Below are 25,496 nucleotides of genomic sequence, written 5' to 3'. Positions count from 1 at the left end.
ACAGCATGATCATGAAACTATTTATCATAAAGTTCTGTTGCAGCTTCCTGCTTGTATTGTTGCTGGGGGGGTGTAAAAAAGATCCCGATGTTACCATCACAGATAACCAGGTAGGCGGATCAAAGATCACTTTCTTCGTAGATCTTGCCCTGAACGGCGGGCAATATATGGGCGTTGTAAAAGGCCAGGCTTTTACAGATCCCGGGGCCGAGGCTACGGAGAATGGCCAGCCGGTGGATGTTACAGTGAGCGGAACGGTGAACACAAATGTGTCCGGTATTTATAAGCTTACCTATACAGCGGTTAACAAAGACGGTTTTGCCAAAAGTGTAAACCGTTATGTAGGGGTACTGCCCGAAGCGCCCGATCCGGCTGTAGATCTTTCAGGTACGTATGCTTCCGGGGGTTCACCGCAGGCTACCATCACTAAAATATCAGATGGTCTTTTTTACACGTCCAATTGCTGGGGCGGCGGTAGTGTGGTAGTCATCGGCGCATTATTCTTCTGCACAGACGGCACCACATTACACCTGCCATTGCAAGACCTTGGCGGCCAGCGTGTGGTAGCAGATGATCCGGGTGTATATGCCAACGGAACCATCACCTGGACCATTTCACGTCTTGATTTCCCCGGTGGCCTTACACTGGAGAAAGTATGGACCAAAGTTCCATAGTTATCATTAGAGTTTTACTAAAAACATTAAAACATGAAAAGAGTAACTATATATCTTCTGCTGCTACTGGGATTGAACGGCATATTCGGCTCCTGCTCCAAAGACTTGCCCGATCCCGGTGGTACCGGTGCTGAACGGTTGTCTGGCGAGTGGTTCGTAAAAGTGTCTTTCGATGGCAATACCACGGACTACATTAAGATAATGACCTATAATACCGCAGCCAATAATGATAGTCTTTGGGTAGACGACCTGGAAAGCTTCTGGCAGTTTAAAGTAAAGGCCAGGTTTGATGCCGGGGGCCTTACTTTCGCCACCACCGATGCGCCGAACGGGTATTATGATTCCAGGGTAACGATCAGTAATGGCAAGGTGATACAGAATGCCGCTACAACCGTGTCTGGCGCTGTGGTAGACAGTATCTACTTCGAAGCAAAATTTGATGATGACCCGGACAATCTGACGTATATATTTTCCGGGCATATGCGATCAGGTTTCCTGGAAGATGAACATTAAACAATTACGACCGTTGTGTTAATAATAAAAGGAGGCAGGAAGTACCTGCTTCCTTTTTTATGTCATATAATCGCAGTCCTGTATATGATGTATTTGAGGGACAATGAGTAAAAATTAACCCTGCCATGTCTACGCAGTATTTATAACATTTTAATTGTACGTGATATTTTCCTACTATTTTTATATATTGCATCTGCTATTGGGTAAAATGACAAGGGCCAAGCCAAAATCTAATCTATTATTTGCCAAATCTAAACCGAAAAACAGTATTTAATCCAGTACTAAACATTAAAGACAACAATAAATACACGCATACACTTTGATGTATTGATAGCGATTTCGTTATCCTATCGCCCGTTATTATTAGCTGTCATCATTTTTAAAGTAATCAGGTGATTATTTTACGCGCAACTATGTTATTAACCAAAATCAAACTATCAACATTCATTTGCTTATGAAAACAAGTTTAATGCTATGTTTATTCATGGCTATGGGGCTGGTTCATGCATTTGCCCAAAACCGGACTATCACCGGCAGGGTTACAGATGCAAAGGACGGATCGCCGCTTCCGGGTGTAACCGTGAAGATCGCCAAAACCTCTCTGGGAACATTAACAAATGCCAAAGGAGAATATTCATTAACCGTTCCGGACAATGCTCCAACACTTGAATTCTCTTTTATTGGCTTTGATACCCGCCAGGTGGCCATTGAAGGAAGAACCTCCATCAGTGTAGACCTGAATGCCAACGAAAAATCACTGAATGAGGTTGTGGTTGTTGGTTACGGAACAGTAGAACGCCGCGACCTTACGGGCTCTGTTTCCAGTCTGAAAGGCAACGTGCTGAAAGACCTTGCTACTTCCAGTGTGGACCGTCAGCTGGCCGGACAGGTAACGGGTGTGCAGGTGAATGTTTCCAGCGGTATTCTGGGTCAGCCCGCCCGTATACGCATACGTGGTACCAACTCTATCAGCAGCAGTTCTGATCCCTTGTACGTGGTGGATGGTGTGCCCTACATTACCGGTAGTCAGAGTAGTGTAACTGCCAACAATCCCCTGGGTGATATCAATCCTAATGATATTGAAAGCATGGAAGTACTGAAAGACGGTTCTGCCACTGCTATATATGGATCAAGAGCCGCTAATGGCGTGATCCTGATCACTACCAGGAAGGGTAAATTAGGCAAGCCGAAAGTTACTTACGATGCATGGTTTGCTTCTGCCGCTCCCTCCAAGCGTTTTGACCTGCTCAATGCAGATGAGTTCATCCAAGTTGTCAATGAAAAATATGAGAATGCAGGTAGACCCGTTCTGGGCGCGCCCACACTGGATCCTTCCGGCAAACCTTATGATACAGACTGGCAGGATATTGTGTTGAGAAGGGCTTTTCAGCACAATCATTCTTTATCTTTCAGTGGTGCTACAGAACAAACCAACTACTATTTTTCTGTTGGCTATGCTAACTTACAAGGTACTACTGTCGGTAATGATCAGACCAAATACCAGTTCCGCGCAAAACTGGAGCAGAAGGCACTGGACATCCTTACCTTCGGTTTCAACAGCGGTATCTCCTATGTAACCAATAATGGTCTCAATACAGGTACCAATGCATTGTCTGGCAACCTTACCAATGCCATCCGTGCATTACCCAACGTTCCTGCCCAGTTTGCAGACGGCAGCTATAACATCAACCTGAACGGTAATACCCTGGGCCAGGGCGGTAACGGCAAAGTAATCGATGATAACTATACCAACATTAAGTTCGTACTGGATAACAACGTTTATCGTAACAGGAATCTGAATATTGTAGGCGACGCTTTTGTAGATGCCCAGATATTAAAGGGTTTGAATTTCCGCTCACAGATCGGTATCAACCTGTTGAATGGTGAGGACTACCAATACTGGAATCCCGTACATGGCGATGGCAGAAGCAGTAACGGTTATATTTACCAGCAATCACTGCCCCGTTTCCGTTATAACTGGTTCAATACCCTTAGCTATAACAAAACCATAGGCAGCAGCAAATTAAATGTTGTTGCAGGTATTGAATTTCAGAAAACACAGAACAGGTCTTTCAACTCTCAGGGTACCAACCTGTCTGGTACTTACTTTGCCGGCGATAATATTATCAGCAGCACCCTCGCCAGCGACCAGATTGGCGGTACCTTTACAGAGCAGGCTTTCCGTTCTTATTTCGGAAGGGCTAATTATTCTTTCAAAGATCGTTACCTGTTAGCCGCTACTTTCCGCCGGGATGCCATTTCTGCACTGCCCTGGGGGAGCCAGAATGCTAGCCTGCCGGGAGTATCCATTGGCTGGCGTATATCAGAAGAACCGTTCTTCAAAAATGCCGCTGCCCTGCATTTTGTGAGCAACCTGAAATTACGTGGAGGCTGGGCTAAGGTAGGTAACGTAGAGATCGGGTCTTATCCATATGCAGGTACTTTTAAACCGGTACCCTACGGTGCTAACAACGGTTTAGCTTTCGGACAGATAGCCAACCCGGGTCTGACCTTTGAAACCAGTAAGAAATATAACGCCGGTATTGATCTCGGTTTCCTGGATAACAGGATCACTTTTACAGCAGACTACTTCCGCAATGATGTTGATAAGCTGATCCTGGCGGCGCCGGTGCCTCCATCACTGGGTGTTCCATCAATCGATCAGCCCAACATACTTTATGTGAATGCTGGTCAGATGAGGAATAAGGGATTTGAATTCGCCATTTCCAGCGTAAACATCAGCACTGCAGACTTCACCTGGTCCAGCAGCCTGAATGTTACTTTTGTAAAGAATAATGTGACGCAACTGTATAACAACGCTGACCTGATTGATGCCTACAATATTACCAAAGTGGGTTATTCAATCGGTTCCTTCTTTGGTTATGAGTCTGCCGGTGTAAACTCCGCCAATGGTAATCCGTTATGGGTTAAAGGAGACGGCAGCATTGTTCAGGGAGATATCAGATCAGGTAGATACTATGCCTATGATCCTTCCAAACCCGGCGATATTACGACACCTGCAGCGGCATTAACGCTGAGCGATAAAAAGATCCTGGGTCAGTCTAACCCTACCTGGTTTGGTGGTTTGAACAATACCTTTACCTACAAAGGATTTGATCTGAACATTTTCCTCTCTTTTGCAGGTGGTAATAAAGTATACAATGTAACACGCCAGGAAAGCCTGAATAACCAGAAGTTCCAGAATAACAGTAAAGAACTGCTGAACAGCTGGAAATCAGCTGGCGACGTTACAGATGTACCGATGCTGTATTATGGCAGCGACAACTTTGTACTGCAGAACGGTAACCTTAACAGCCGCTTCCTGGAAGATGGCAAATTCCTGCGTGCCCAGAATATCGGGCTTGGTTATACAGTACCCGAAGCATTTGCACAACGCATGCGTTTATCCCGCCTGAGGGTATATGCACAGGTGCAGAATGCATTTGTGATAACCGGTTATTCGGGTCTTGATCCTGAGCTGAACAACATGACCCTTAACGCATCTAATGCAGCGGTTAACCGTCAGGTAGGTATCGATTACAATACCAACCCCGTTCCCCGTACCATTACTTTTGGCATTAACGTAGGTTTCTAAATAAATCAAGCAAAGTATATGAGAAAGTTATTGCAACATAAATATAATGCAGGCAAAACAGTGTTAGGCGTGGTTGTAATGGCGGCTGCACTGGCTTCCTGCGAAAAGTTTACAGAACTGCAGCCGAAGGCGCAGATACCGGAGGATCTTGTTTTCGTTGATTCGGCTAATATTGATCTGGCGGTAAATGGTATGTACAATAACGCAGCCGTAGGCAGCTATGCAGATAGCTACGCAGGCCGCGGTTATCCGTTTGGTGCAGCTGCGATCGAGCAGGATGAAATGCGTGGGGAAGATATGGTGAACCTCGCTACTTTTTACCAGATTACATACGAAGCAACCTATAACACTACTTCTGCCAACAACGTGGCGATGTGGCTGAACCTGTACTCACTGATCAACCAGGCCAATGTGCTGATAGAAGGCGTGCGGGAAGCAGGGCAGAACGGAGTGATCTCCGTTGACAGAGCAGAAAGGTTTGAGGCGGAGGCCCGATTCCTTCGTGCATTATCGCATCATGAACTGTTGCTCCATTTCAGCTTCCCTTACCTGGATGGTAACGGCAATAAGCCTGGTGTGCCGTATAGAGATATAGCTATTAATACGCCCGACCGTATAGAGGAGGGCAAAAAAGTAGGCCGCGGTACGGTGGCTGAAGTGTATACCAAAATCCTGGCTGATCTGGATTATGCAGAGGAAAAGCTGCCTAATTCAACTGCTTCATCCAGGTTGATCTCCCGCGCCAGTAAAGGGGCGGCTATAGCCCTTAAAACACGTATTAAACTACACCAGGGTGATTGGGCTGGTGTGATTACGGAAGGCACTAAACTGGGTACAAATGGCGCCGGGCCTGATTTTAGCAGCCCTATAGGCGGCTACGCGCTGACTGCCAGTCCGGATGAGCCGTTTACCAGCCAGGCAAACAACACTGAATCCATTTTCTCAATTGCCAATGGTGCGGCTTCTACGGCCAATGGCGGCGTGAATGGTGCACTGCCTAATATGTTTGGCCCTGCTGATAAAGGTGGTCGTGGCCTGGTGGCTACCAGCCCTAACCTTTACAATGCATCCTTCTGGGTAACCGGCGATAAGCGTCGTGAATTACTGCAAACGCAGCAACTGGTGCCTGCTACCTCCAGGTTCTATTTCAACTACAAGTACCGGGATTACATCAATAAAACTGACTGGGCGCCCATCATTCGTTATGCAGAAGTATTGCTGAACGTTGCCGAAGCGTATGCCCGTGAGAGTAATACCGCACAGGCCTTCCTTTTGCTGAATGCCGTACGAAACAGGTCTGTTCCCGAAGGAAGTGAGTTTACTACTCCGCCGGCTGACCTGGTGGGGGCAATACTGCAGGAGCGCCGCATCGAATTTGCGGGTGAAGGCCGCCGCTGGCCGGATATTCACCGCCTGCAGAAAGATCCCAACCCTGCTTACGCCATGGACGGTATTCCCGCAAAAGTGCTGACTATCAAAGGTGACGGATCTGAATATGACCTGGTAAACAGACCAGTGGTAACGCCTACAAAAGCGGCTATTCCGTATACGGATTTCCGTTTTCTCTGGCCTATACCTGCTACAGAAGTTGCCTCTAATCCTACCCTGGCAGGCCAGCAGAACGCCGGATATTGATATTGTCTAAAATGATCATAAAAATGGAAAAGCAGCCGGATTCTGGCTGCTTTTCCATTTTTAACATTTAAGTTGTAGATGTTAAATTGGTGCTAATTTTATATATTGCAGCGGTTTCTATCACGGAGTTAACAAAATTTTTAGTATTGAACTTGACCAAGATCGATATCTAGTACCCAGGGAAATTGTAGCAGCAAAATGACTTGTTTTTAGTTCCCTGATACCATTAGAGAGAAGCGCCTATGTAATAACGTAATACCTGTTGGTGAGAGTCCTTATGTACAAACACGATGTACTGCAAGACCCCGTCTAACCCTTTACTGACTTGCAGGCGCAAATTTGTTGGTTTTACTCAAATGCATAAACTATGTGTTCCGTATTTGCTTAGTAATCGCGTAAAGTATAACAAAACACTTAATCCAGAATCGCTTATGAAAAAAGCTCTACTGCTATGGCTCTTCATTGCCATGAGCGTTGTGCACGCTATCGCACAATCACGAACCGTTTCCGGACGGGTTGCCGACGAAACGGGGTCCCCACTACCAAGTGCTACGGTCGTTATAAAAGGTACCAGGATCGGTACCATGACTGATGCACAGGGAAATTACACATTAACAGTACCTGAAAATGTGAAGGCCAGCCACCTTACTGTCAGCATTGTTGGGTACGGAAGCACAACCGTAAACATATCTGATGCTGCGCAGGTGGTACTAAAGGCTTCATCTGAAGACATCGCAGAAGTAGTGGTGGTAGGTTACCAAACGATGAAGAGAGCGGATCTGACAAGCTCTGCCAGCACCGTAGGTGGAAAGGAAGTAGAGAATAAGCCCATTCCTTCCTTTACCCAGCTGTTACAGGGTAAAAGCCCTGGTTTACAGATTACCGGCGCCAGCGGCCGTCCGGGAAATAACGCATTTATCAGGATCAGGGGCCAGGGGTCTATCACTGCTTCTTCGGAGCCTATCATTGTGCTGGATGGAAATATTGTACCCTCCACTGTGTACAGCTCCATATCACCTGACGATATTGCTGATGTAACCGTATTAAAAGATGCTGCTGCGACATCGATATATGGTTCCAGGGGTTCAAACGGTGTGCTGATCGTTACCACAAAAAAAGGTAAAGGCGGACAGCCTGTGGTGAGTTATGGATTTCAGTACGGTATCAATGATGCCCTGAAACTGAAGAACCTCACTTTGATGGATGCTATGCAGAAACTGCAATACGAATATGCTGGAGAATACTACTCTGCTAATGGTATTCTGGATTCTATGATCGCTAACCGGATTGCTGCCGGTGAATATGCAGCAGGCACTGAGTTGCCCGACTTGACAGACGCCCAGCGCAACCAGCTCTGGACCATGGCTGCAAGCAGAGGCGCCGGCGACTGGAGGAAGTATATGCTGCCTACCGGTCATTATAAACGCCATGAGATTTCTGTATCAGGATCTTCCGATAAATTCAACTACTATCTCTCTGCTATCAAGAGCGATAACGATGGTGTGGTGTATGGCAACTACTTTAACCAGTTAGGCGGACGTCTGAACGTTGAGTACAGGCCGCATGATTGGCTGAAACTGGGAACAAATATGAGTGTAATTAATACTCGTACCAATTCAATCAGGGAGCTGTTCAACGGACAGGCAGCTTCTGCTTCTTCCCTGCTGTTGAATCCGTACGAGCCATTGTTGGGATCAGATGGTAAATACAATCTTACCAGTTTAGGCCAGAATGCAATGGAAACTACAGATCGTAATCCCAACACGCAAAACCCGACAGCCTACTTTGGTACTTTCTATGCGCAGGTAAGTCCAATAAAACACCTGACCTTGAAAACCCAGCTCGGTTTAACGTATTATACACTTTTCCAGGAATATTATCTGCAGCCTGGTTCTTACCTGGCTGATGTGCTGGGGTATAACCAGAAACGCGATAACGGCGCCAGGGATTTCAGGTACATCTTTACCAACACGGCTAACTGGCAGCAAACATTTGATGAAAAACACTCCATTAATATCCTGGCAGGTATGGAGTTCAATAAAGATAAATTCTATTCTTTCTCACTGACTGCAAGGAACTTCCCTACAGCTAGTGTAAATACCCTGGAGAACGGTGCAACACCTACCCAGGCCACTACCTCAAGGCAGGATTGGGCTGTAATATCCTATTTTGGATCAGCTCAGTATGATTATGAGAAGAAGTACTATTTAAACGTTTCCGGAAGAATTGACGGATCTTCCCGTTTTGGTAAGAACGTAAGATTTGCACAATTTGGCGCTGTCGGCCTTGCATGGGATGTTAAGAATGAAGAATTCCTGAAAGATAATGCTATCATAAGTGCATTGAAAATAAGGGGGTCTTATGGAACAAGCGGTAATGACCAATTTAGTCCATATGCTTCATTAGGTACATCAGCGCTGAACGTTAGCTATAATTCACAGCCTGCCTCCAGCCCCAACCAGTTACCGTCCCCGAACCTCACCTGGGAAAAGAGCAAGCAGACAGATCTCGGTCTTGACTTCGGTTTCCTGTATGACAGGATCACCGGTACAATTGATCTTTATAACAGGCAGACCTCATCTCTGCTGTATAGCGTTAATGTATCCCTCACAAGTGGTTTCCAGACCGTTGCCGGAAATGTGGGTGGCCTCCAGAATAGAGGGATTGAGCTTGCATTAAGCGGCGATATCATACGCAAGAAGGATCTTACCTGGACTGTGGGAGCTACCTATTCCTATGTGAAGAATAAAGTAACTGAGCTTTATTCAGACAATACGCCTGCTGCTAACAGCGCCAGCCTTTCCTTCCTGAAAGTGGGCGAACCCATTTTTGTTTATAAAATGGTACGCTGGGCTGGTGTAAATCCTGAAACAGGTAAAGAAGAGTATTACACGCTGGACGGTCATACAACGGATGTTTTCTCTGCATCAAATGCTGTGATCTTAAGTGGAAAATCTCCGCTGCCCAAATACTTCGGAAGCATTACTACCAATCTGAATTATAAAGGGTTTGACCTCTCCGGACAGTTATACTACTCAGGCGGTAACTACATCATGAACTATGTTTACCAGACAGGTGCGTCCGCCGGAGAAAGCATTATGAATCAGCAGTTTACCGAAGCACTTGACTATTGGAAAAAACCAGGTGATAAAGTGAGATACCCTAACCTGAATGATCTTACACAGAGATCAACATACGATACAGATAAATGGCTGGAAAAGGGCAACTATGTTACACTGCGTGACGTTACCCTGGGGTATAACTTTGACCAAAAGCTGCTTGCACGTACTCGATTTGTAAAGGGACTGCGCATCTACGCACAGGGAACCAACCTTTTACTGTTCACAAAGTATCATGGTTTGCCTGAAGTTGGCGAGGCTAACGGAGAATCATTAGCCGTTAATCCGGGTACCTACTCACTGTACAGCTATCCGCAGTTCAGATCATTTACTTTTGGCCTTAACGTGAAATTCTAAATTGAAACCAATGAGAAAAAGATATATTATTCTTACAGCTGCGCTGCTTCCGATCCTGGGCGCGTGCAGCAAGTCCGAACTGGACCTTTACCCCTATAACACCGCGGCGCAGGAGGTGGCATATGAAACGGAAGAGGATATGGAACTCGCTGTTAACGGTATGTACTATGGTATCAGGGCTTCCGGTAGTTACTACAACGGCACCTGGAATATTGTAGCAGATGCTATGTCTGACAATCTGATCATCAACCAGGCGGGCAGAAGGTCCCTGAATGATTATCAAAGGTGGAATCTGAAACCCGGCGCAACGGAGTATGGCCTTTTTGCAGGTGGTTATACAATGGCGAGGAGAGCAAATGCCATCCTGGAAAACATTGATAAATTTCCGGCTGGTCCTTTCCATGACAATACCAAAGGACAAGCTTTGGCTATCCGCGGGATGGTCTATTTTGATATGTCAAGAGTGTATGGTAAAACCTACACCAATGCTACTGACAACGATCTGACCATTCCCTATGTAACCACCACAGATCCGACTATTTTGCCCGCTAAAGAACCGGTGAAAGGGTTTTATGACAAGGTGCTTGCTGACCTGAACCAGGCACTGACATTGATCGATGCCAATAACGGAACAGGTAAATTAAATAAAGCCGCCGTTGCTGGCTTATTGTCCAGGGTAAACCTTTATAAGGGAGATTACGCCGCGGTCATCACAGCTGCAAATGCCGCATTGGGAGCTACTCCCGATCTGCCTGGTATTGCAGATTTTCCCAGGATCTGGACTGACCAGACAGAGAAAGGCGTACTGTTTAAGGTGATCAATAATCTAACAGATAACATAAATACACAAGGGGTTAACTATTATCAGCCTGTAAGTGGTGAGCTGAAGTCTGAGTATGTAGTGGAGTATAACTTTATGCAGTTGTTTACTGATGCAGACATACGCAAATCAACTTACATCAGAACAAGTCCCTTCTCAGGAAATGATTACAACAATGTGATCAAATACAATGGTGGAGCAGGCAAAGCGCAGGGCGTTTGTGATGCAAAAGTGCTGAGAACGGCAGAAGTATTATTGAACCGCGCCGAAGCATACTATAGGAGCGGTAATGAACCTGCAGCGCTGGCCGATCTGAATTTGTTAAAAGCAAACAGGTATACCGGTTTTACCGACATCAACCTGAGCGGCCAGGCATTGTTAGACGAAATCCTCAAAGAAAGGAGATTAGAGCTGGCTTTTGAAGGAGACCGGTTCTGGGATCTGAAACGCAGGCATCAGTCTATTCAAAGAGATGGAACAAAAGGTGACAGGGCAGACGGTTCAGGTATTCCATATGTGGCTACTGCACTGACACTGGATGCGGATGATTATCGTTTCCAGCTTCCTATCCCGATCGTAGAAACAAACTATAACAAGAACCTGGTACAGAATCCTGGTTACTAGTTTAGATTTATTAAGTGATTATAAACAAAAGAGGCAGGATCATCTCCTGCCTTTTTTGTTTATAATAAGATTAAACTAATTTATTTTACCACTTCCTTCAGCTTCTGTTCCAGCGCTTCTCCTCTTAAATTTGCCGCTATAATCTTTCCCTGCGGATCCAGTAAGAAGTTAGTAGGAATAGCATTAATGCCAAATAAAGGTACTACTGCAGAATCCCAGAATTTTAGATCGCTTACATGGTTCCAGCTCAGGCCATCTGCCTGTATCGCTTCTACCCAGGCTTCTTTCTTTTTGTCCAGCGATACACCCAACACCGTAAAATTCTTGTTCTTGTATTGCTGGTAAGCTTTTACCACGTTCGGGTTCTCCATACGGCAAGGTTTACACCAGCTCGCCCAGAAATCTACCAGTACATATTTGCCGCGGAAAGAGCTCAGGCTGATCTTTTTACCGGAAGGATCAGGCAGGGAGAAATCAGGGGCCACATCGCCCACCTTTACAGCGGTCATACTCTCTTCATCGCCGCCGCCCATTGCACCAGCCTGCTGCTCTATTTCGCTGAGACGAGCGCTGAGGCTGTGAACCAGGCTGTTTTCAGGGAAGCGTTTTTCTATATTGGTGATCACCTGTTTTTGCTGGATCAATGCGCTGGGATCATTTACCATGCTCAGTGCAAATACTGCATTAGCAGGATAAGGTGTTTTTTCTGCATAGCTGATGAAAGACTGCTGCAGGTCAGCTTCCTTTTGCTGCAGTGATTTCACTTTTTCCTGCAGTACACTGTCAGGTATGTTGGCGTTATGGAGACTGTCTACTGCACGCATTTCCATGGTCAGCGACTGTCCCTTTTCATTAGCTTCAATCAGCAGTTGCTGCAGGGCAGCAGACGCTTCTGAACCTTTAATGTTGATCTTGTCCAGCTGGTCATAATCGCCTTCAATATTCATGTCACCTGCGTCCAGTGCCAGGAGGATATACTTGCTGTTGCCAAACCGGATCCGGTAAAGGCCCTGTTCAGGAACGGTACCCTTCAGGGTAAATTTGCCGCTGGCGTCTTTCAGGCTGGTTGTATCTGCAATCTTTACCTCCTTTAGCGTCAGTTCTTCCAGGAACACGGGTCCCAGCGGGGCATTAGACAAATGCACGCTTATATTGAAGCTTCCTTTCTCAGCCTGCTGTCCGCAACTTGCGAGCAGCCCGCCAAGCGTAAGGCATAGTGCTACTTTTCTCATCTTGTATGTTATGCTCGGTCTCATAATAATGGCCAGTTTTTAAATTGTAATGACAGTTTCATCCAAAAGTAACAAACAATGAGCTACTTTAAGCGCTCAGCCAGCAATTGGTTGGTCAGCTTTGGATCTGCCTTGCCTTGCGAGCGCTTCATCACTTCACCTACAAACAACCCTATAAGTCCTTTCTTACCGGCTTTATACTCTGCAACCTTGCCAGGATACTTAGCCAATACCTCATCTATGATGGGCGTTATGTTATCTGCATTGGTATCCTGCAGCAGGTTCAGGGCAGTAGCAATTTCCAGCGCCTTTTTTCCGGGCTGCTGTATCATTTCCGGGAATATACGGGAAGAAGCGATGGAAAAGTTCACTTTGCCGCTTTCCACCAGCCCCATCAGGTCTGCCAGGGAGGCGGCCGGAAGCGGGAACTGTTCTGCACCTATGGAATGTTCGTTCAGGTACTGTTTTACAGGCCCTAACAACCAGTTGGCGGCTGCCTTGTACTGGGGGGAAACGGCTATCACCTGTGCAAAGTAGTCTGCAGTGGCTTTATCGTCGCACAATACCCGGGCATCATATTCCGGCAGTCCGTACTGTGTGGTGTACAGCTGTACCAGCTCATCCGGCAGCGCGGGCAGGGATGCTTTTATCGCAGCGAGGAATGCTGCAGTGAGCCTGAAAGGAGCCAGATCCGGCTCGGGAAAATAACGGTAGTCATTGGCCTCCTCTTTGGAGCGTAGCGGGAATGAACTGCCGTTGGCTGCATCAAAACTGCGGGTCTCCTGTACAATAGTGCCGTCGTTCTCTACCAGCTCTATTTGCCTTTTCACCTCATTCTCAATGGCTCTTTTCACATTGCGGATAGAGTTCATGTTTTTTACCTCTACCTTGGTACCCAGGGTGGTAGCGCCTTTAAGCCGGATAGATATATTGGCATCACAGCGCATGCTGCCCTCCTCCATGTTCCCGTCACATACGCCCAGGTAGCGTACCAGCCTGCGGAGGGCGGTCAGGTATGCGTAGGCCTCGTCGCCGGTGTGCAGGTCAGGTTCTGTTACGATCTCCACCAGCGGCACACCCGCCCGGTTATAGTCAACCATGGTGTTATCGGGCTCCTGGTCGTGTAAGGACTTACCTGCATCCTCTTCCAGGTGTATACGGTTCAGCTGAATATTCCGCTCTCCTTCTGCCGTAGTAATAGCCACATGGCCACCTACACAGATAGGCGCAGTATGTTGTGATACCTGGTAGCCCTTGGGCAGGTCAGGATAAAAATAGTTCTTGCGTGCAAAGTAGTTTTCTGCCGCTATCTCACAATGGCAGGCCAGACCCAGTTTAACAGCATATTCTACTGCTTTCTGGTTCATACGGGGCAGTGTTCCCGGGTGGCCCAGTGTAATGGGGCTGACATGGGTATTAGGCGCACCGCCAAACGCAGCGCTGTCGCTGCAGAATAACTTGCTTTCCGTGAGCAGCTGCGCATGTACCTCCAGCCCGATCACTGCTTCATATTTATTATAGTCTATCATGGGTAGAGGCGAAGATATAATATTTTTGAGCATCCCGCCAGGGGGCGGCCATATCCGCCTATTATGTAGTAACTTAAATAAAAAAACGTCCTATGACCAATGCCTCCTCCATAGGTGACATTTACAAGGCCCAGCAGGCATTCTTTGAGTCTGGCGCCACCCTGTCCTATGCCTTCCGGAAAACACAGCTCAGGCGGCTGAAGCAGGGCATTAAAAAACATGAAAACGCTATACTTGACGCCCTGCATAAGGATATGCACAAACACCCGGTAGAGGCGTATGGAAGTGAGGTTGGATTTTTATATACCGAAATTGACCATGTGCTGGGCAACCTGGCCAGGTGGATGCGCCCGCACGAGGTGACCAGCCCCCTGGAACATTACCCCAGCCACAGTAAGATCATACGTGCTCCCCTGGGACTTACCCTGATCATTGCCCCCTGGAACTACCCTTTTCAGCTGCTGATGGCCCCCCTGGTAGGCGCAATTGCAGGGGGCAACTGTGCCATTCTCAAACCCTCAGAGCTGGCGCCCGCAACGGCGGCGGTAATGGAGCAACTGGTGCGCGAAATATTTGATCCGGCTTATATTACCTTGCTGCAGGGAGAGGGCAGCCACTTGATTCCCGCCCTCATGACCTACCGCTTTGATCATGTGTTCTTCACCGGCAGTGCAGGCATTGGTAAAAAGGTGCTGGAAATGGCGGCGCCGCATCTGACGCCCGTTACCCTGGAGCTGGGAGGTAAATCTCCCTGCGTGGTAGATGACAAGGCTAATATAAAGGTAGCTGCACGGCGTATTGTATGGGGCAAGTTCTGGAATGCCGGCCAAACCTGCGTAGCACCTGATTATGTGCTGGTGCACAACCGTGTAAGGGCCGCGCTCATCGCAGCCATGGAGCAGGCCATTGTGCAGTTTTACGGAGAAGATCCATCGCAAAGCCCTGATTATGCCCGTATTATAAACGACCGGCGTTTTGAGGCGCTGGAAGCATACCTGCAGCAGGGCAGTATCATTCACGGTGGCATTGCAGATAGAAAATCACGCTATATAGCGCCCACCCTGATGGAAGAGGTGGATTTGTCGGCGCCCCTGATGCAGGAAGAGATTTTCGGGCCCATATTGCCCATCATCGCCTTTAATGAGCTGTCTGAGGCTATACAGCTGATCCGCAGCCACCCCTATCCCTTATCACTTTATATATTCTCCAAAAGGGCCTCCACCTGTAAAATATTGGAAGAACAGCTGCGCTTTGGCGGCGGCTGTGTTAATAACACCCTGGTACACCTTACCAACCCTGAGCTGCCCTTTGGCGGGGTAGGGCATAGCGGGATGGGCCATTATCACGGCCGTTTCAGTTTTGAAACGTTCACCCATCCCAAAGGCATTATGCGCACCGCCACCTGGCTGGATGTTCCGGTGAAATACGCTCCCTTTAAGAAGAAGCTGAAGTATGTGAAGATGCTGGTAAAATGAAAACCCCCGCATCGCCGGATGACGAACGGGGGTATTACACACTTAAAACCATATCAAATCAATCTGCGGGCGCAGATGTGCAAACAACGAATGAAAATTGTCAGCACATCCGGATATTAAAGATCAGCTTTGTTTAAATGCTTCGGAACGGTAATGGTTAACTGCTGCTCTTTGTTGTTGCGTTTAACCTTTGCCGTTAATGTACCCTTGTCTTTATTCTCCCTGTATGTATTCGCCACATCCCCGGCTGAATTCACCTCAGCGCCTGCTAGTTCCGTTATAATATCATTTTCCTTAAAGCCTGCTTTCTCGGCGGCAGAACCTGCTGTTACGCTTAATACACGCACGCCTTTACCTTCTTCGGTATCCTGTACAGATAAACCAAGGCGGGTGTCATTACGATCATTGCCGAACCATTTGAAGTAATTGTCGCCGAAACCGGGCCCGTTACGCGGGTTGCGGAAACGGAAGAAGTTATTGTTGCCGGGGCCTGGTGTGAAATTGAACCTGCCCAGATCTTTGCGTTCATCCAATGTAACGGTTACCTTCTGCTCCTTTTTATTACGCAGGTAGGTAACGGTCACCTTATCACCAGGGTCGTATTCGCCGATCTTCTCAAACAGATCCTGGGGCTCGGCTATTTTGTCTGCATCAACCCCTGTGATCACATCTCCTTTCTTCAGGCCTGCCTTTTCCGCTGCGCTACCCGGAGATACGTCCCTGATCGTTACCCCCGCCGCCTCTTTTTTCTCAGTAATTACGCCCAGCAGCGCCTTTCCGCCGCGTATACTGCCATCCTCCTCATCGTCATTATTGAAAAATTGCAGGCCCCGGTGCGGGTTGTCAAAAGAAAAAGTATTGCCATCCATTGGCCTGATCTTACGGCGATATACAGAAATGTCGCCATCCTGGTAATCATCCAACTTCTTACCATCCACCCATACTTCCCCATCTCTGATCTCGATAGTGACTTTTCCATCTTGGTTGTTCTTAGGTTTGATAACAATCTCATCATACTCGCCCAGTTTATCGCTTTTTTGCTTGCCGGAATCTTGCGCCTTTACAGCAGGTGTGAGGGCGAAAATCCCACAGGTTAGTCCTGCAAGGGTTAGTACTTGGAGTAACTTTTTCATAAACAAAACAATATTTTTATAAACTTATGAAGCAAATTTAAAGGCTGGGGCAAATAAGGAAAAGTTAAAAGGGCCCCGGTGAGACTTAACAGAATGTTAAAATAAGTCCCCTGAAACACGAAGCCCGTACAGCACTTTCCTGCTATACGGGCTGCACTATTCTAAATTATTAACGTTTAATTATTAATTAAAGCCTTCACCTTTTCCACCACCTCCTGTAATCTGCTGGTATCCTGGCCGCCCGCGGTAGCAAAAGATGATTGTCCTCCTCCTCCGCCTTTGATGAGTGGCGCCACCTGTTCTTTAATGATCTTAGGCGCATCCCAGCCTTTTGTGCTTACAAGGTTTTCGGCAATCAGCAGCGCAACACTGGCTTTGCCGTTTACATCCGCAGCCAATATTACTACGTGATTGTCAATATGCCTCAGGGCGGTGCCCAGTTGTTTTAATGAATCAGCATTCCCTACTTTCACTACGTGGCCAATGAAATTCAAGCCATTGATCGCTGTTACCTGTTTTTTCAGGCTGGCGGCCAGCTCGTTCACTTTCTCCAGTTCCACCTGGGCCAGTTGTTTTTCCAGACCTGTTTTTTCCTGCAGCAGGTTTTCAAAGGCCTTTACCGGTTCTTTAGGATTCTTCAGTACGGCCTTTATCTCTTTCAGCTGCTGCAGCTGCCCATTCACATAAGCCAGGGCTTTGGCGCCGGTAACAGCTTCTACACGGCGTACGCCTGCGGCTACCGCGCCTTCGCTGATGAATTTAAACAGGCCCAGCTCTCCCGTAGCGCCTACATGGGTACCCCCGCACAGTTCAATGGAGTAGGAAGGGTCCATGATCACCACCCGTACCGTGTCACCATATTTTTCTCCAAATAGGGCCATGGCGCCCAGTTGCAGGGCTTCTTCCCGCGGCATTTCCTGGATCACTACAGGAATGTTCTGCCGGATCTTTTCATTCACAATTTCTTCTATCCTGGCCAGTTCCTCCTCGCTCACCTTGGCAAAGTGCGAAAAGTCGAAACGCAGGTAATCGGCATTCACCAGTGATCCTTTCTGGGCTACATGAGTGCCCAGTACCTGGCGTAAGGCCGCATGTAACAGGTGGGTGGCGGAATGGTGGCGGGCAGTATCCTGTCTTTTTTCGCGGGCAATGATCGCCTTCACGGGCACATTTACCTCAGCGGGAAGGGTATCCGTAAAGTGAACGGTCAGGTCGTTCTCCTTTTTGGTATCGGTAACGGCAATGGTTTCCCCATCAAACAGCAGCACACCGGTATCGCCTGCCTGGCCGCCGCTTTCTGCATAGAAGGGGGTTTGTTCCAGTACCAGTTGGTATTGTTCTTTGCCTTTGGCTTTTATTTTACGGTATTTGGTAACGCGGGTGGTGTTTTCCAGCAGTTCATACCCTACAAAAGTTGTGGCAGGCACTTCGTCCAGCACTATCCAGTCGCCGGTATCCAGTTCTGTAGCAGCACGGGAACGGTTTTTCTGTTGCTGCATTTCAACATTGAAGCCTTTCTCATCAACCGTAAATCCTTTCTCCGCAGCAATCAGGTTGGTCAGATCCAGGGGAAAGCCGTAGGTATCGTACAGTTCAAAAGCAGTTTTACCGTCTATGCTTTTGGTGCGGGCGGTGCTGATCACATCTTCTATGCGGCGGATACCACTTTCCAGCGTGCGGAGGAAATTGTTCTCCTCTTCATAAACTACCTTTTTTACAAAGTCTACCTGTTGCTGCAGTTCAGGGAATACCTTGTCAAATTGCTCCGCCAGCACGGGAACCAGCTCATGCAGCAAAGGTTTTTTAGCGTCCAGGAAGGAGTAGTAATAACGTACGGCCCTGCGCAGAATGCGGCGTATCACGTAGCCCGCACCTGTGTTGGAGGGCAGTTGTCCGTCGGCTATGGTAAAGGAAATAGCGCGCAGGTGGTCTGCAATTACACGGAAGGCTACGTCTTGCCTGGTATCAGTGCCTTTATAGGTATGGCCGGTCAGTTTTTCGGTAGCATGGATGGTGCCCATGAACAGGTCGGTGTCATAGTTGGAGGTTTTTCCCTGTAACACCCTCACCAAGCGCTCCAGGCCCATACCTGTGTCCACATGTTTGGCGGGCAGCGGTTCCAGGCTGCCGTCTTTCAGGCGGTTAAACTGCATGAATACGTTGTTCCAGATCTCTATTACCTGCGGATGATCTGCATTCACCAGTTCGCGTCCGTCTTGCTGCTGCCTTTCTGCATCAGGGCGGCAGTCTACATGTATTTCAGAGCAGGGACCACATGGGCCAGTGTCTCCCATCTCCCAGAAATTGTCTTTTTTGTTGCCCAGCAGGATCCTGTCTTCAGCAATATGCTGCTTCCAGCAATTATAGGCTTCCTCGTCCTTCGGCAGCTGCTCTTTTGCATCTCCCTCAAAAACAGTTACATACAACCTGTCTTTGGGTAATTGATAGATTTCTGTCAGCAGTTCCCAGCTCCAGGCAATGGCTTCCTGTTTGAAATAGTCGCCAAAGCTCCAGTTGCCCAGCATTTCAAACATGGTATGGTGGTAGGTGTCTATCCCTACTTCCTCCAGGTCGTTATGTTTGCCGCTAACCCGCAGGCATTTCTGGGTATCCGCCACCCGGGTATGCGCCGGGGTTTTGTTGCCCAGGAAATAGTCCTTGAACTGGTTCATCCCCGCATTGGTAAATAAAAGCGTAGGGTCATTCTTTACCACGATGGGGGCAGAAGGCACGATCTGGTGCCCTTTGGAAGCAAAAAAGTCCAGGAATTGCTGACGGATCTCGGATGCTGTCATAAAATATTATAGCCTATTAATATGTATTTTTACCTATATAAATTGCGTCTGGTGTAAAATTGCCGTTAATTTGTATTTTGCACGCCCCGCTATTCCAGCAAATTAGGTTGTGTTTGCAGGAAGGAGTGCAAAAATATCGAAACCTATAAGATTATTCAAATAAGCTGTTAGCCATTAGCGTTTAGCTCTTAGCTGTTGGGAGTGTAAGAGCGGATGCATGATGCTGGCAGCTAAAAGTCAATAGCTAAGCGCTGCAAATGAAGAAGGTCAAATATTTCTATAATACCCAGACGCTGAAGTACGAGAAGCTCGTAGTTTCGGTACGGGTCAAGATATTACGGATCCTCGGGTTTATATCGGCCGCCATTGTTACCGGCGTCCTTTTTCTGTCAGCATCCTACCGCTTCCTGGATTCTCCCAAGGAAAAGTCGCTGCGCCGTGAGATTGACAATATGAAGGAACGGTATGAGGCGCTGGAGCACCGTATGAACGAGGCCAAAAGCCAGCTGGTTGAATTGCAGCGTCGCGATAACCAGATCTACCGGGTGATATTTGAAGCTTCCCCGATTCCCGACAGCACCCGTGCGGGTAAGGTAGAAAAAGACGAAGAGCTGGCGCAACTCCAGTCTTTCGCCAGTAGCGACATCATCGCCAGCACGGCCATGTTGCTGAAAGAACTGATGAACCGCATCAAGTCGCAGGAAAAATCTTACAGCGAGATAGACGACCTGGTAAAGAACAAACAAAAGATGCTCGCCTCTATACCTGCCATACAGCCGGTATCCAATAAAGATCTGAAACGCATCGCTTCCGGATTCGGCTACCGTATCGATCCTATATATAAAACGGTGAAATTTCACGCCGGTCTTGATTTTACAGCTCCCAGCGGCACACCTATCTACGCCACCGGCGATGGAGTGGTGGAAGAAGCTAGTCTCAGCGACGTAGGCTATGGCAACCACGTGGTAGTAAGACATGGATATGGTTATAAAACGCTCTACGGCCATATGCTGCGTACTAAAGTGAAGAATGGCCAGGCTGTAAAAAGAGGCGATGTGCTGGGCTGGGTAGGCAGTACCGGAAAATCCACCGGTCCCCATTGCCATTACGAAGTCATGAAGAACGGGGAGAAGGTAGACCCTGTATATTTTTTCTTTAATGATCTTTCTCCGGAAGAATTTGACAGGATGTTGAAGATTGCCAGGTCTGGTAATCAATCTTTTGATTAATTTGCCGCTAATATGCCCGGGGCTTCCGGAATTTGGCTTGGCTTTTGACGTTTGGGCTATGAAATCCGGAACTTGGAATTTGGAATCTCCTAATTGATTTCTGCCATGATGCACCAATTGGACCTTTTCGGCTCCCTGGAACCAGCACCGCCAACGGTGCCAAGCGCAGTAGCAGTCATAGCGCCGCCTCAGCCCAGGGTTGCCGCAGCAGAAAAAGCGGCCGCTGTTCCGGAAGAAACAACAGTAACCGTATCTGCAGTACCGCAAAAAAAGAAGCGGGGGCGTAAATCTTTGAAAGAAGTAAGTGAGGATACAGATGTGATGAAAGAACTTGACAAGATGACGCTGGATAAACAATACTACTCCATTAGTGAAGTAGCTGGCATGTTCCGCGTAAATACCTCCCTCATCCGCTATTGGGAAAACGAATTTGATATACTGCAACCCAAAAAGAACCGCAAGGGGGATCGCCTGTTCCGCCAAGAAGATATTCAGCACCTGAAGCTGATCTATCACCTGCTGCGGGAAAGGAAGTATACAATAGAAGGCGCAAAACAAAAACTCAGGGAAGACAAAAAGTTAGCCGCCCGGAATTTTGAAATGGTACAGGCTTTGCTTAAAGTAAGAGGGTTTCTGACAGAACTCAAAGATCAATTATAAAAAAATGGTTATGCGATTAAAAACTTTATTACTGGGAGGAACGCTGTTATTTTTTGTTAGCCTTGCCTGGGCGCAGAATGGAGGAAGCGGCGGTAAGGTACTGAAAGGCAAATTGGATCTGAAAACCTTAACAAGCGATACTGCCTATGCCTGGTTCTATACCGGTGTTAATAAATATCAACCTAACGACAATATGTTGAACTATATCAAGTCTAACCGCGAAAAGTTCAATGTTGTGGCTTTGATAGGTACCTGGGACCAACAAAGCCGCGTACTGTTCCCTCAGCTGTATAAAGTAATGGTGCTGGCTGGCAGCCCGGAAACACAAATGCTGATCTTTGGTGCAGATGAAAAACTGGATACCGGCGCACCGGTTGAATATAAGCTGAAAAGAGTGCCCACCTTCATCATATTGAAAGAAGGAAAGGAGCTGGGCCGCATCTCCGGTAATGTGGATGAATCTATCGAAGCAGACATCGCAAAAATCCTTTTGAAAGCTGACAAGAAAGAGAAAGGAGACGACTGATCTGCCGATCCTCATATATCAATGTGCTGATGAATTTTTCATCAGCACATTTTTTTTATACCAGCCCCTCGTTAATTTGCCGTCATCTCGATCTTGGTGGTAGGAAGTTTCACACCATGCTGCTCCAACAGTTGTATAATGCCCAGGTTAATGGATTCCCGCAGCCTGGCGTATTGTGCGCCTTCAATAATATAAGTGTTGTAGACGATCTGCACCAGGTAAGTGTCTTTGTTAAAATCATGCAGGTTCGCAACATACCCGGGCAGTATGCTGTTATTACTGCCCAGGAGCTGCTGAATGTCGCGCAGTAATTGAATAACGGTAGCAGAAGGCGTTTCAGTAGGCAGCTCCAGTTTCAGCGCTACCCGCTGTTGCGTACGCAGTGTAAGGTTGTCAAGAATGCTGTCTACCATCTTCTTGTTAGGCACCGTAACAAAGGTCTTTTCCAGTGTGCGGATGCGCGTGCTGCGTAAACCGATCTTTTCTACCGTGCCCTGGTAGGAGTCTACCTTAACGCTGTCTCCTACCCGGAAAGGCTTGTCAAAGAAGATAATGAAAGAGCCGATCAGGTTCTCTATACTTTCCTTGGCGGCGAGTGCAAGGGCTGCTGCACCAATACCAAGGCCTGCTATCAGCTTGTTTACCAGCTCAGAACCAAATAACACCCTTATCAGAACAATAATGCCTAATATGGAAATAATGGCTTTAAAGAAATCCCGGAAAAAGACGACAAACTGGTTATCCGTCATATCCGGCGTCAGGTCTGCCTGCTTTTCGAGTATCAGCGCCACAAAGTCAATAAGGCGCAGCAGTATCCACAAAATACATACGCAGAAGGCTATCTGCTGCAGGGTGTCTGCCAGGTTTTTCAGCTTGTACTGGTTATAGATCTTGAAGTTCAGTTCAGGCGGGAAATGGAAATGCTCTATCGTCAGCAGAAAAGTTACCAGCAGCAGGAAATACTCCAGTGGGCGTAACAACAAATTGGTGAGTTCTGCCCGCTCTATCTGTGGAGATAAATGTTTCAAAAAGCTATAAACGCCCGAAGCAATACCTTTTGACAGGTATCGTTTTACAGAGAACACGGCGATTAAAATGATCGCCATTATCAGGTAATTGCGTACGGGGTTGCCCAATATTACCTGGTCCAGAAACGTATTCATTTATTTTGTTATTCAGAGTGCAAAAATAACCGTTCTCTTTAGGAAACCTACACTCCATATAACCTCCACATACCTCCCTGGGTACTACACCAGGCGTTTACACTGGTGCTGTTCTATCAGCACCACCCCTGGTTTTTTCCCGGGGGCAAAACTGCCATAACGTTCCGCTATACCCAGCGCTTTTGCGCCGTTCAGTGTGGCCCATTGCAGTATTTCCGTTAACGGGATGGAGGGGAAATGCTGTTGTATGGTCTGTATCTCTTTCCAGACAGACAGCTGGTGGTTGGAAGCCAGGCTGTCGGTACCAAGTGTGAGGGTACACTGCTGGCGGCGCAGCAGCATAATATCCGGCAGGCGATTCTCAATATAAAGGTTGGCCTGTGGGCAAAGGCACCAGTAAACAGGCAATGTACGCTGCCGGGCCGCCAGGATATCCTCTTCAGATGTAAAGGTGTTATGCACCAGTAACAAGGGGCTGCCATCAAGGTAAGGTAAACAGGCTTTAAGGCTGCTGGTAAGAGAAGGCTTGAAACCACTGATATCCATACCAAAATGCTGGTAAAAGTCCAGGAAAGGCCCTGTTTTGCTAAGGTAAAGCTCATTTTCTGCCGGGGTCTCCTGGTTGTGTATGGTAAGGGGCGTATTGCCTGGCAAGGCGGCCAGCAGGCCAAACAGGGTAGCGCTTACAGAATAGGGGGCATGTGGCGCAAGAGAGCAGCTGTGAAGCGCCCCGTTGATCTCCCTGAACTGGCGGTAAACCTCCATGCTTTGCTCAAATCTTTTTTCCGCCGCGGCATCTATAAAACCCATGCATTCTATAAAGGAATGATAATACAGGCGGTTTCCCTTTTTATGGGCCAGTGTGGCGGTGCCGTTGCAGATATCGCCTACGGCGGAAATGCCCTCCTCCCACATCCGGGTGGCAGCTGCTTCCATCATTGCTGCTGCCGAAACCGGGCCATTGTGATCGCCCCGCTGCGTCATTACCGCTGTAAGAAATGCGGGTAGCCCGGTTTTTTCAGGAATCAGGCCCTGCATATGGGATAGCTCCAGGTGGCAATGGGTATTGATGAAACCAGGGCACAACATGCCATCCAGCTCCTGTACGCCCTCACCTGCTGCCGCTTTGTCCACAATATCCAGTATGGTGCCTCCGGTATCAAGCACCAGTACTTTATCATCGCCTAGTAAGCGTGTTCCGTCAAATAGTTCCCTGCCGCTTAATTTTATAGGTTCGGGCATGTCCGTTTCGGATGGTTTATAATTAAAAATCAAATTTTATTCAGCGTAAATGATGTTAATTTTGCACTCCCGGCTACCCCGGGATGATTTTCAAAGATAATTATGATAGATAAACTTGAAGCGATAAAAGGCCGGTTTGATCAGGTAGCCCTGGCGCTGACCAACCCGGAGATAGTAAGCGATAACAAGCAGTTTAGTAAGCTGAGTAAGGAGTACAGGCAGCTGGAAAAGGTAGTGAAGGCCTACGATGCCTATCGCAAGCTGCTTGACGCTATTGCTTTTAACAAGGAAGCCCTGGAAAGCGGGGATGAAGAAATGCGGGAGCTGGCTAAGGAAGAAACAGAAGGGTTGCACCAGCAAAAAGAAGAGCAGGAGGCAGAGATCCGCAACCTGCTGATCCCCAAAGACCCCCAGGACGAAAAAAATGCCATACTCGAAATACGGGGCGGCACCGGGGGCGATGAAGCCGCTCTTTTTGCGGGCGACCTGCTGCGTATGTACCTGCGCTACTGTGAAACCAGGGGCTGGAGCACCAATATTATGAGCGAAACCCCCGGGGCGGTTGGCGGTTATAAAGAGGTTGCCGTTGAAGTGAACGGGGATGATGTATATGGCATCCTCAAGTTCGAGTCTGGCGTGCATCGCGTACAGCGCGTGCCCGCTACCGAAGCTTCAGGGCGGGTGCACACTTCTGCCGCCACGGTGGCAGTACTGCCCGAAGCCGATGAAGTTGACGTGGAAATAAGGGAGGCAGATATTAAAATGGATACCTTCCGCTCCTCCGGTGCAGGTGGTCAGCACGTAAACAAAACAGAATCTGCCGTACGTCTTACGCACATTCCAACAGGAACGGTGGTAGAGTGCCAGGAAGGCCGCAGCCAGCACTCCAACAGGGATATCGCCATGAAGATGTTACGTACCCGTATATACGAAGCCGCTGTGCGCAGGCATGAAGAGGCTATCGCTTCCCAGCGTAAAAGCCTTGTGTCAACCGGCGACCGCTCCGCCAAGATCCGTACCTATAACTTTCCTCAGGGTCGTGTAACAGATCACCGTATCGGGATGACCATCTACAACCTCGATGCTTTCATGAACGGAGATATCCATGAAATGATCGAAGCCCTCCAGTTTGCCGAAAACGCGGAAAAGCTGAAGCAGGGAGCCTGATAACGTTC

General features: G+C 47.8%; 17 protein-coding genes. 11 read left to right on the top strand and 6 right to left on the bottom strand.

The features are described from left to right. Nucleotides 1-11 precede the first annotated feature (11 nt). The 6 genes from Q0577_RS12360 (at nucleotide 12) to Q0577_RS12335 (ending at nucleotide 11,337) form a co-directional block, all read left to right on the top strand. A complete protein-coding gene (locus tag Q0577_RS12360; RefSeq protein ID WP_298736670.1) occupies nucleotides 12-674 on the top strand; it encodes a DUF5011 domain-containing protein in 663 nt (220 codons plus the stop codon). A gap of 33 nt (nucleotides 675-707) precedes the next feature. Then, complete coding sequence (locus Q0577_RS12355; RefSeq protein ID WP_298736668.1) at nucleotides 708-1,187, top strand: lipid-binding protein; 480 nt, start codon at nucleotides 708-710, stop codon at nucleotides 1,185-1,187. Nucleotides 1,188-1,641: 454 nt separating this feature from the next. After that, nucleotides 1,642-4,782, top strand: a complete 3,141-nt coding sequence (locus Q0577_RS12350) for a TonB-dependent receptor (protein WP_298736666.1) — start codon at nucleotides 1,642-1,644, stop codon at nucleotides 4,780-4,782. 18 nt (nucleotides 4,783-4,800) lie between these two features. Then, nucleotides 4,801-6,417: a RagB/SusD family nutrient uptake outer membrane protein gene (locus tag Q0577_RS12345; RefSeq protein ID WP_298736665.1), complete on the top strand. Its 1,617-nt coding sequence runs from the start codon at nucleotides 4,801-4,803 to the stop codon at nucleotides 6,415-6,417. 431 nt (nucleotides 6,418-6,848) lie between these two features. Further along, nucleotides 6,849-9,893, top strand: coding sequence for a TonB-dependent receptor (locus Q0577_RS12340; RefSeq protein ID WP_298736664.1), 3,045 nt, complete (start codon nucleotides 6,849-6,851; stop codon nucleotides 9,891-9,893). 10 nt (nucleotides 9,894-9,903) lie between these two features. After that, nucleotides 9,904-11,337, top strand: coding sequence for a RagB/SusD family nutrient uptake outer membrane protein (locus Q0577_RS12335; RefSeq protein WP_298736663.1), 1,434 nt, complete (start codon nucleotides 9,904-9,906; stop codon nucleotides 11,335-11,337). Nucleotides 11,338-11,417: 80 nt separating this feature from the next. Here the strand turns inward: Q0577_RS12335 and Q0577_RS12330 are convergent, their stop codons facing one another. Then, the gene (locus Q0577_RS12330; protein ID WP_298736662.1) at nucleotides 11,418-12,569 is read right to left on the bottom strand and encodes a TlpA disulfide reductase family protein; all 1,152 of its coding nucleotides are present in this window, start codon (nucleotides 12,567-12,569) and stop codon (nucleotides 11,418-11,420) included. An 83-nt stretch (nucleotides 12,570-12,652) separates the two neighbouring features. After that, entirely contained in the window at nucleotides 12,653-14,098 is a 1,446-nt protein-coding gene (gene gatB, locus Q0577_RS12325) for an Asp-tRNA(Asn)/Glu-tRNA(Gln) amidotransferase subunit GatB (RefSeq protein WP_298736661.1), read from the bottom strand. A 92-nt stretch (nucleotides 14,099-14,190) separates the two neighbouring features. Between gatB and Q0577_RS12320 the strand changes: the two genes are divergently transcribed. Then, nucleotides 14,191-15,573 carry an aldehyde dehydrogenase gene (locus Q0577_RS12320; protein WP_298736660.1) on the top strand — a complete coding sequence of 461 codons (1,383 nt, stop codon included), beginning with the start codon at nucleotides 14,191-14,193 and terminating at the stop codon, nucleotides 15,571-15,573. Between the two features lie 116 nt (nucleotides 15,574-15,689). Here the strand turns inward: Q0577_RS12320 and Q0577_RS12315 are convergent, their stop codons facing one another. Both Q0577_RS12315 and alaS read right to left on the bottom strand, forming a co-directional pair. Further along, the gene (locus Q0577_RS12315; RefSeq protein ID WP_298736659.1) at nucleotides 15,690-16,706 is read right to left on the bottom strand and encodes a PDZ domain-containing protein; all 1,017 of its coding nucleotides are present in this window, start codon (nucleotides 16,704-16,706) and stop codon (nucleotides 15,690-15,692) included. A gap of 176 nt (nucleotides 16,707-16,882) precedes the next feature. Further along, complete coding sequence (alaS, locus tag Q0577_RS12310) at nucleotides 16,883-19,501, bottom strand: alanine--tRNA ligase (RefSeq protein WP_298736658.1); 2,619 nt, start codon at nucleotides 19,499-19,501, stop codon at nucleotides 16,883-16,885. Nucleotides 19,502-19,758: 257 nt separating this feature from the next. Between alaS and Q0577_RS12305 the strand changes: the two genes are divergently transcribed. The 3 genes from Q0577_RS12305 (at nucleotide 19,759) to Q0577_RS12295 (ending at nucleotide 21,916) form a co-directional block, all read left to right on the top strand. After that, nucleotides 19,759-20,730: a peptidoglycan DD-metalloendopeptidase family protein gene (locus tag Q0577_RS12305; protein WP_298736656.1), complete on the top strand. Its 972-nt coding sequence runs from the start codon at nucleotides 19,759-19,761 to the stop codon at nucleotides 20,728-20,730. Nucleotides 20,731-20,835: 105 nt separating this feature from the next. Further along, a complete protein-coding gene (locus tag Q0577_RS12300) occupies nucleotides 20,836-21,390 on the top strand; it encodes a MerR family transcriptional regulator (protein ID WP_298736655.1) in 555 nt (184 codons plus the stop codon). Nucleotides 21,391-21,400: 10 nt separating this feature from the next. Then, entirely contained in the window at nucleotides 21,401-21,916 is a 516-nt protein-coding gene (locus Q0577_RS12295; protein ID WP_298736654.1) for a hypothetical protein, read from the top strand. A 71-nt stretch (nucleotides 21,917-21,987) separates the two neighbouring features. Here Q0577_RS12295 and Q0577_RS12290 read toward each other — a convergent pair whose 3' ends face one another. Together Q0577_RS12290 and Q0577_RS12285 are read right to left on the bottom strand one after the other, a co-directional pair. Next, on the bottom strand, nucleotides 21,988-23,079 hold the full coding sequence (locus Q0577_RS12290) for a mechanosensitive ion channel domain-containing protein (protein ID WP_298736653.1): 1,092 nt from the start codon (nucleotides 23,077-23,079) through the stop codon (nucleotides 21,988-21,990). 84 nt (nucleotides 23,080-23,163) lie between these two features. After that, nucleotides 23,164-24,321 (bottom strand): amidohydrolase family protein, encoded by a 1,158-nt coding sequence (locus tag Q0577_RS12285; RefSeq protein ID WP_298736651.1) that lies wholly within the window; start codon nucleotides 24,319-24,321, stop codon nucleotides 23,164-23,166. 102 nt (nucleotides 24,322-24,423) lie between these two features. Between Q0577_RS12285 and prfA the strand changes: the two genes are divergently transcribed. Continuing rightward, nucleotides 24,424-25,488: a peptide chain release factor 1 gene (gene prfA / locus Q0577_RS12280; protein WP_298736650.1), complete on the top strand. Its 1,065-nt coding sequence runs from the start codon at nucleotides 24,424-24,426 to the stop codon at nucleotides 25,486-25,488. The last annotated feature ends 8 nt before the right edge of the window (nucleotides 25,489-25,496 follow it).

The organism is uncultured Chitinophaga sp. (assembly GCF_937898475.1).
Classification (GTDB): Bacteria; Bacteroidota; Bacteroidia; order Chitinophagales; family Chitinophagaceae; genus Chitinophaga.
The sequence above is the reverse complement of the archived record's forward strand: the minus strand, read 5'-3'. Positions and strand labels throughout refer to the sequence as shown.

What these genes read in the sequence shown, in the direction of transcription:
- Q0577_RS12360 (WP_298736670.1), top strand. Translation starts at nt 12, where the DNA reads ATGAAACTATTTATCATAAAGTTCTGTTGCAGCTTCCTGCTTGTATTG.
- Q0577_RS12355 (WP_298736668.1), top strand. Translation starts at nt 708, where the DNA reads ATGAAAAGAGTAACTATATATCTTCTGCTGCTACTGGGATTGAACGGC.
- Q0577_RS12350 (WP_298736666.1), top strand. Translation starts at nt 1,642, where the DNA reads ATGAAAACAAGTTTAATGCTATGTTTATTCATGGCTATGGGGCTGGTT.
- Q0577_RS12345 (WP_298736665.1), top strand. Translation starts at nt 4,801, where the DNA reads ATGAGAAAGTTATTGCAACATAAATATAATGCAGGCAAAACAGTGTTA.
- Q0577_RS12340 (WP_298736664.1), top strand. Translation starts at nt 6,849, where the DNA reads ATGAAAAAAGCTCTACTGCTATGGCTCTTCATTGCCATGAGCGTTGTG.
- Q0577_RS12335 (WP_298736663.1), top strand. Translation starts at nt 9,904, where the DNA reads ATGAGAAAAAGATATATTATTCTTACAGCTGCGCTGCTTCCGATCCTG.
- Q0577_RS12330 (WP_298736662.1), bottom strand. Translation starts at nt 12,569, where the DNA reads ATGAGAAAAGTAGCACTATGCCTTACGCTTGGCGGGCTGCTCGCAAGT.
- gatB (WP_298736661.1), bottom strand. Translation starts at nt 14,098, where the DNA reads ATGATAGACTATAATAAATATGAAGCAGTGATCGGGCTGGAGGTACAT.
- Q0577_RS12320 (WP_298736660.1), top strand. Translation starts at nt 14,191, where the DNA reads ATGACCAATGCCTCCTCCATAGGTGACATTTACAAGGCCCAGCAGGCA.
- Q0577_RS12315 (WP_298736659.1), bottom strand. Translation starts at nt 16,706, where the DNA reads ATGAAAAAGTTACTCCAAGTACTAACCCTTGCAGGACTAACCTGTGGG.
- alaS (WP_298736658.1), bottom strand. Translation starts at nt 19,501, where the DNA reads ATGACAGCATCCGAGATCCGTCAGCAATTCCTGGACTTTTTTGCTTCC.
- Q0577_RS12305 (WP_298736656.1), top strand. Translation starts at nt 19,759, where the DNA reads ATGAAGAAGGTCAAATATTTCTATAATACCCAGACGCTGAAGTACGAG.
- Q0577_RS12300 (WP_298736655.1), top strand. Translation starts at nt 20,836, where the DNA reads ATGATGCACCAATTGGACCTTTTCGGCTCCCTGGAACCAGCACCGCCA.
- Q0577_RS12295 (WP_298736654.1), top strand. Translation starts at nt 21,401, where the DNA reads ATGCGATTAAAAACTTTATTACTGGGAGGAACGCTGTTATTTTTTGTT.
- Q0577_RS12290 (WP_298736653.1), bottom strand. Translation starts at nt 23,079, where the DNA reads ATGAATACGTTTCTGGACCAGGTAATATTGGGCAACCCCGTACGCAAT.
- Q0577_RS12285 (WP_298736651.1), bottom strand. Translation starts at nt 24,321, where the DNA reads ATGCCCGAACCTATAAAATTAAGCGGCAGGGAACTATTTGACGGAACA.
- prfA (WP_298736650.1), top strand. Translation starts at nt 24,424, where the DNA reads ATGATAGATAAACTTGAAGCGATAAAAGGCCGGTTTGATCAGGTAGCC.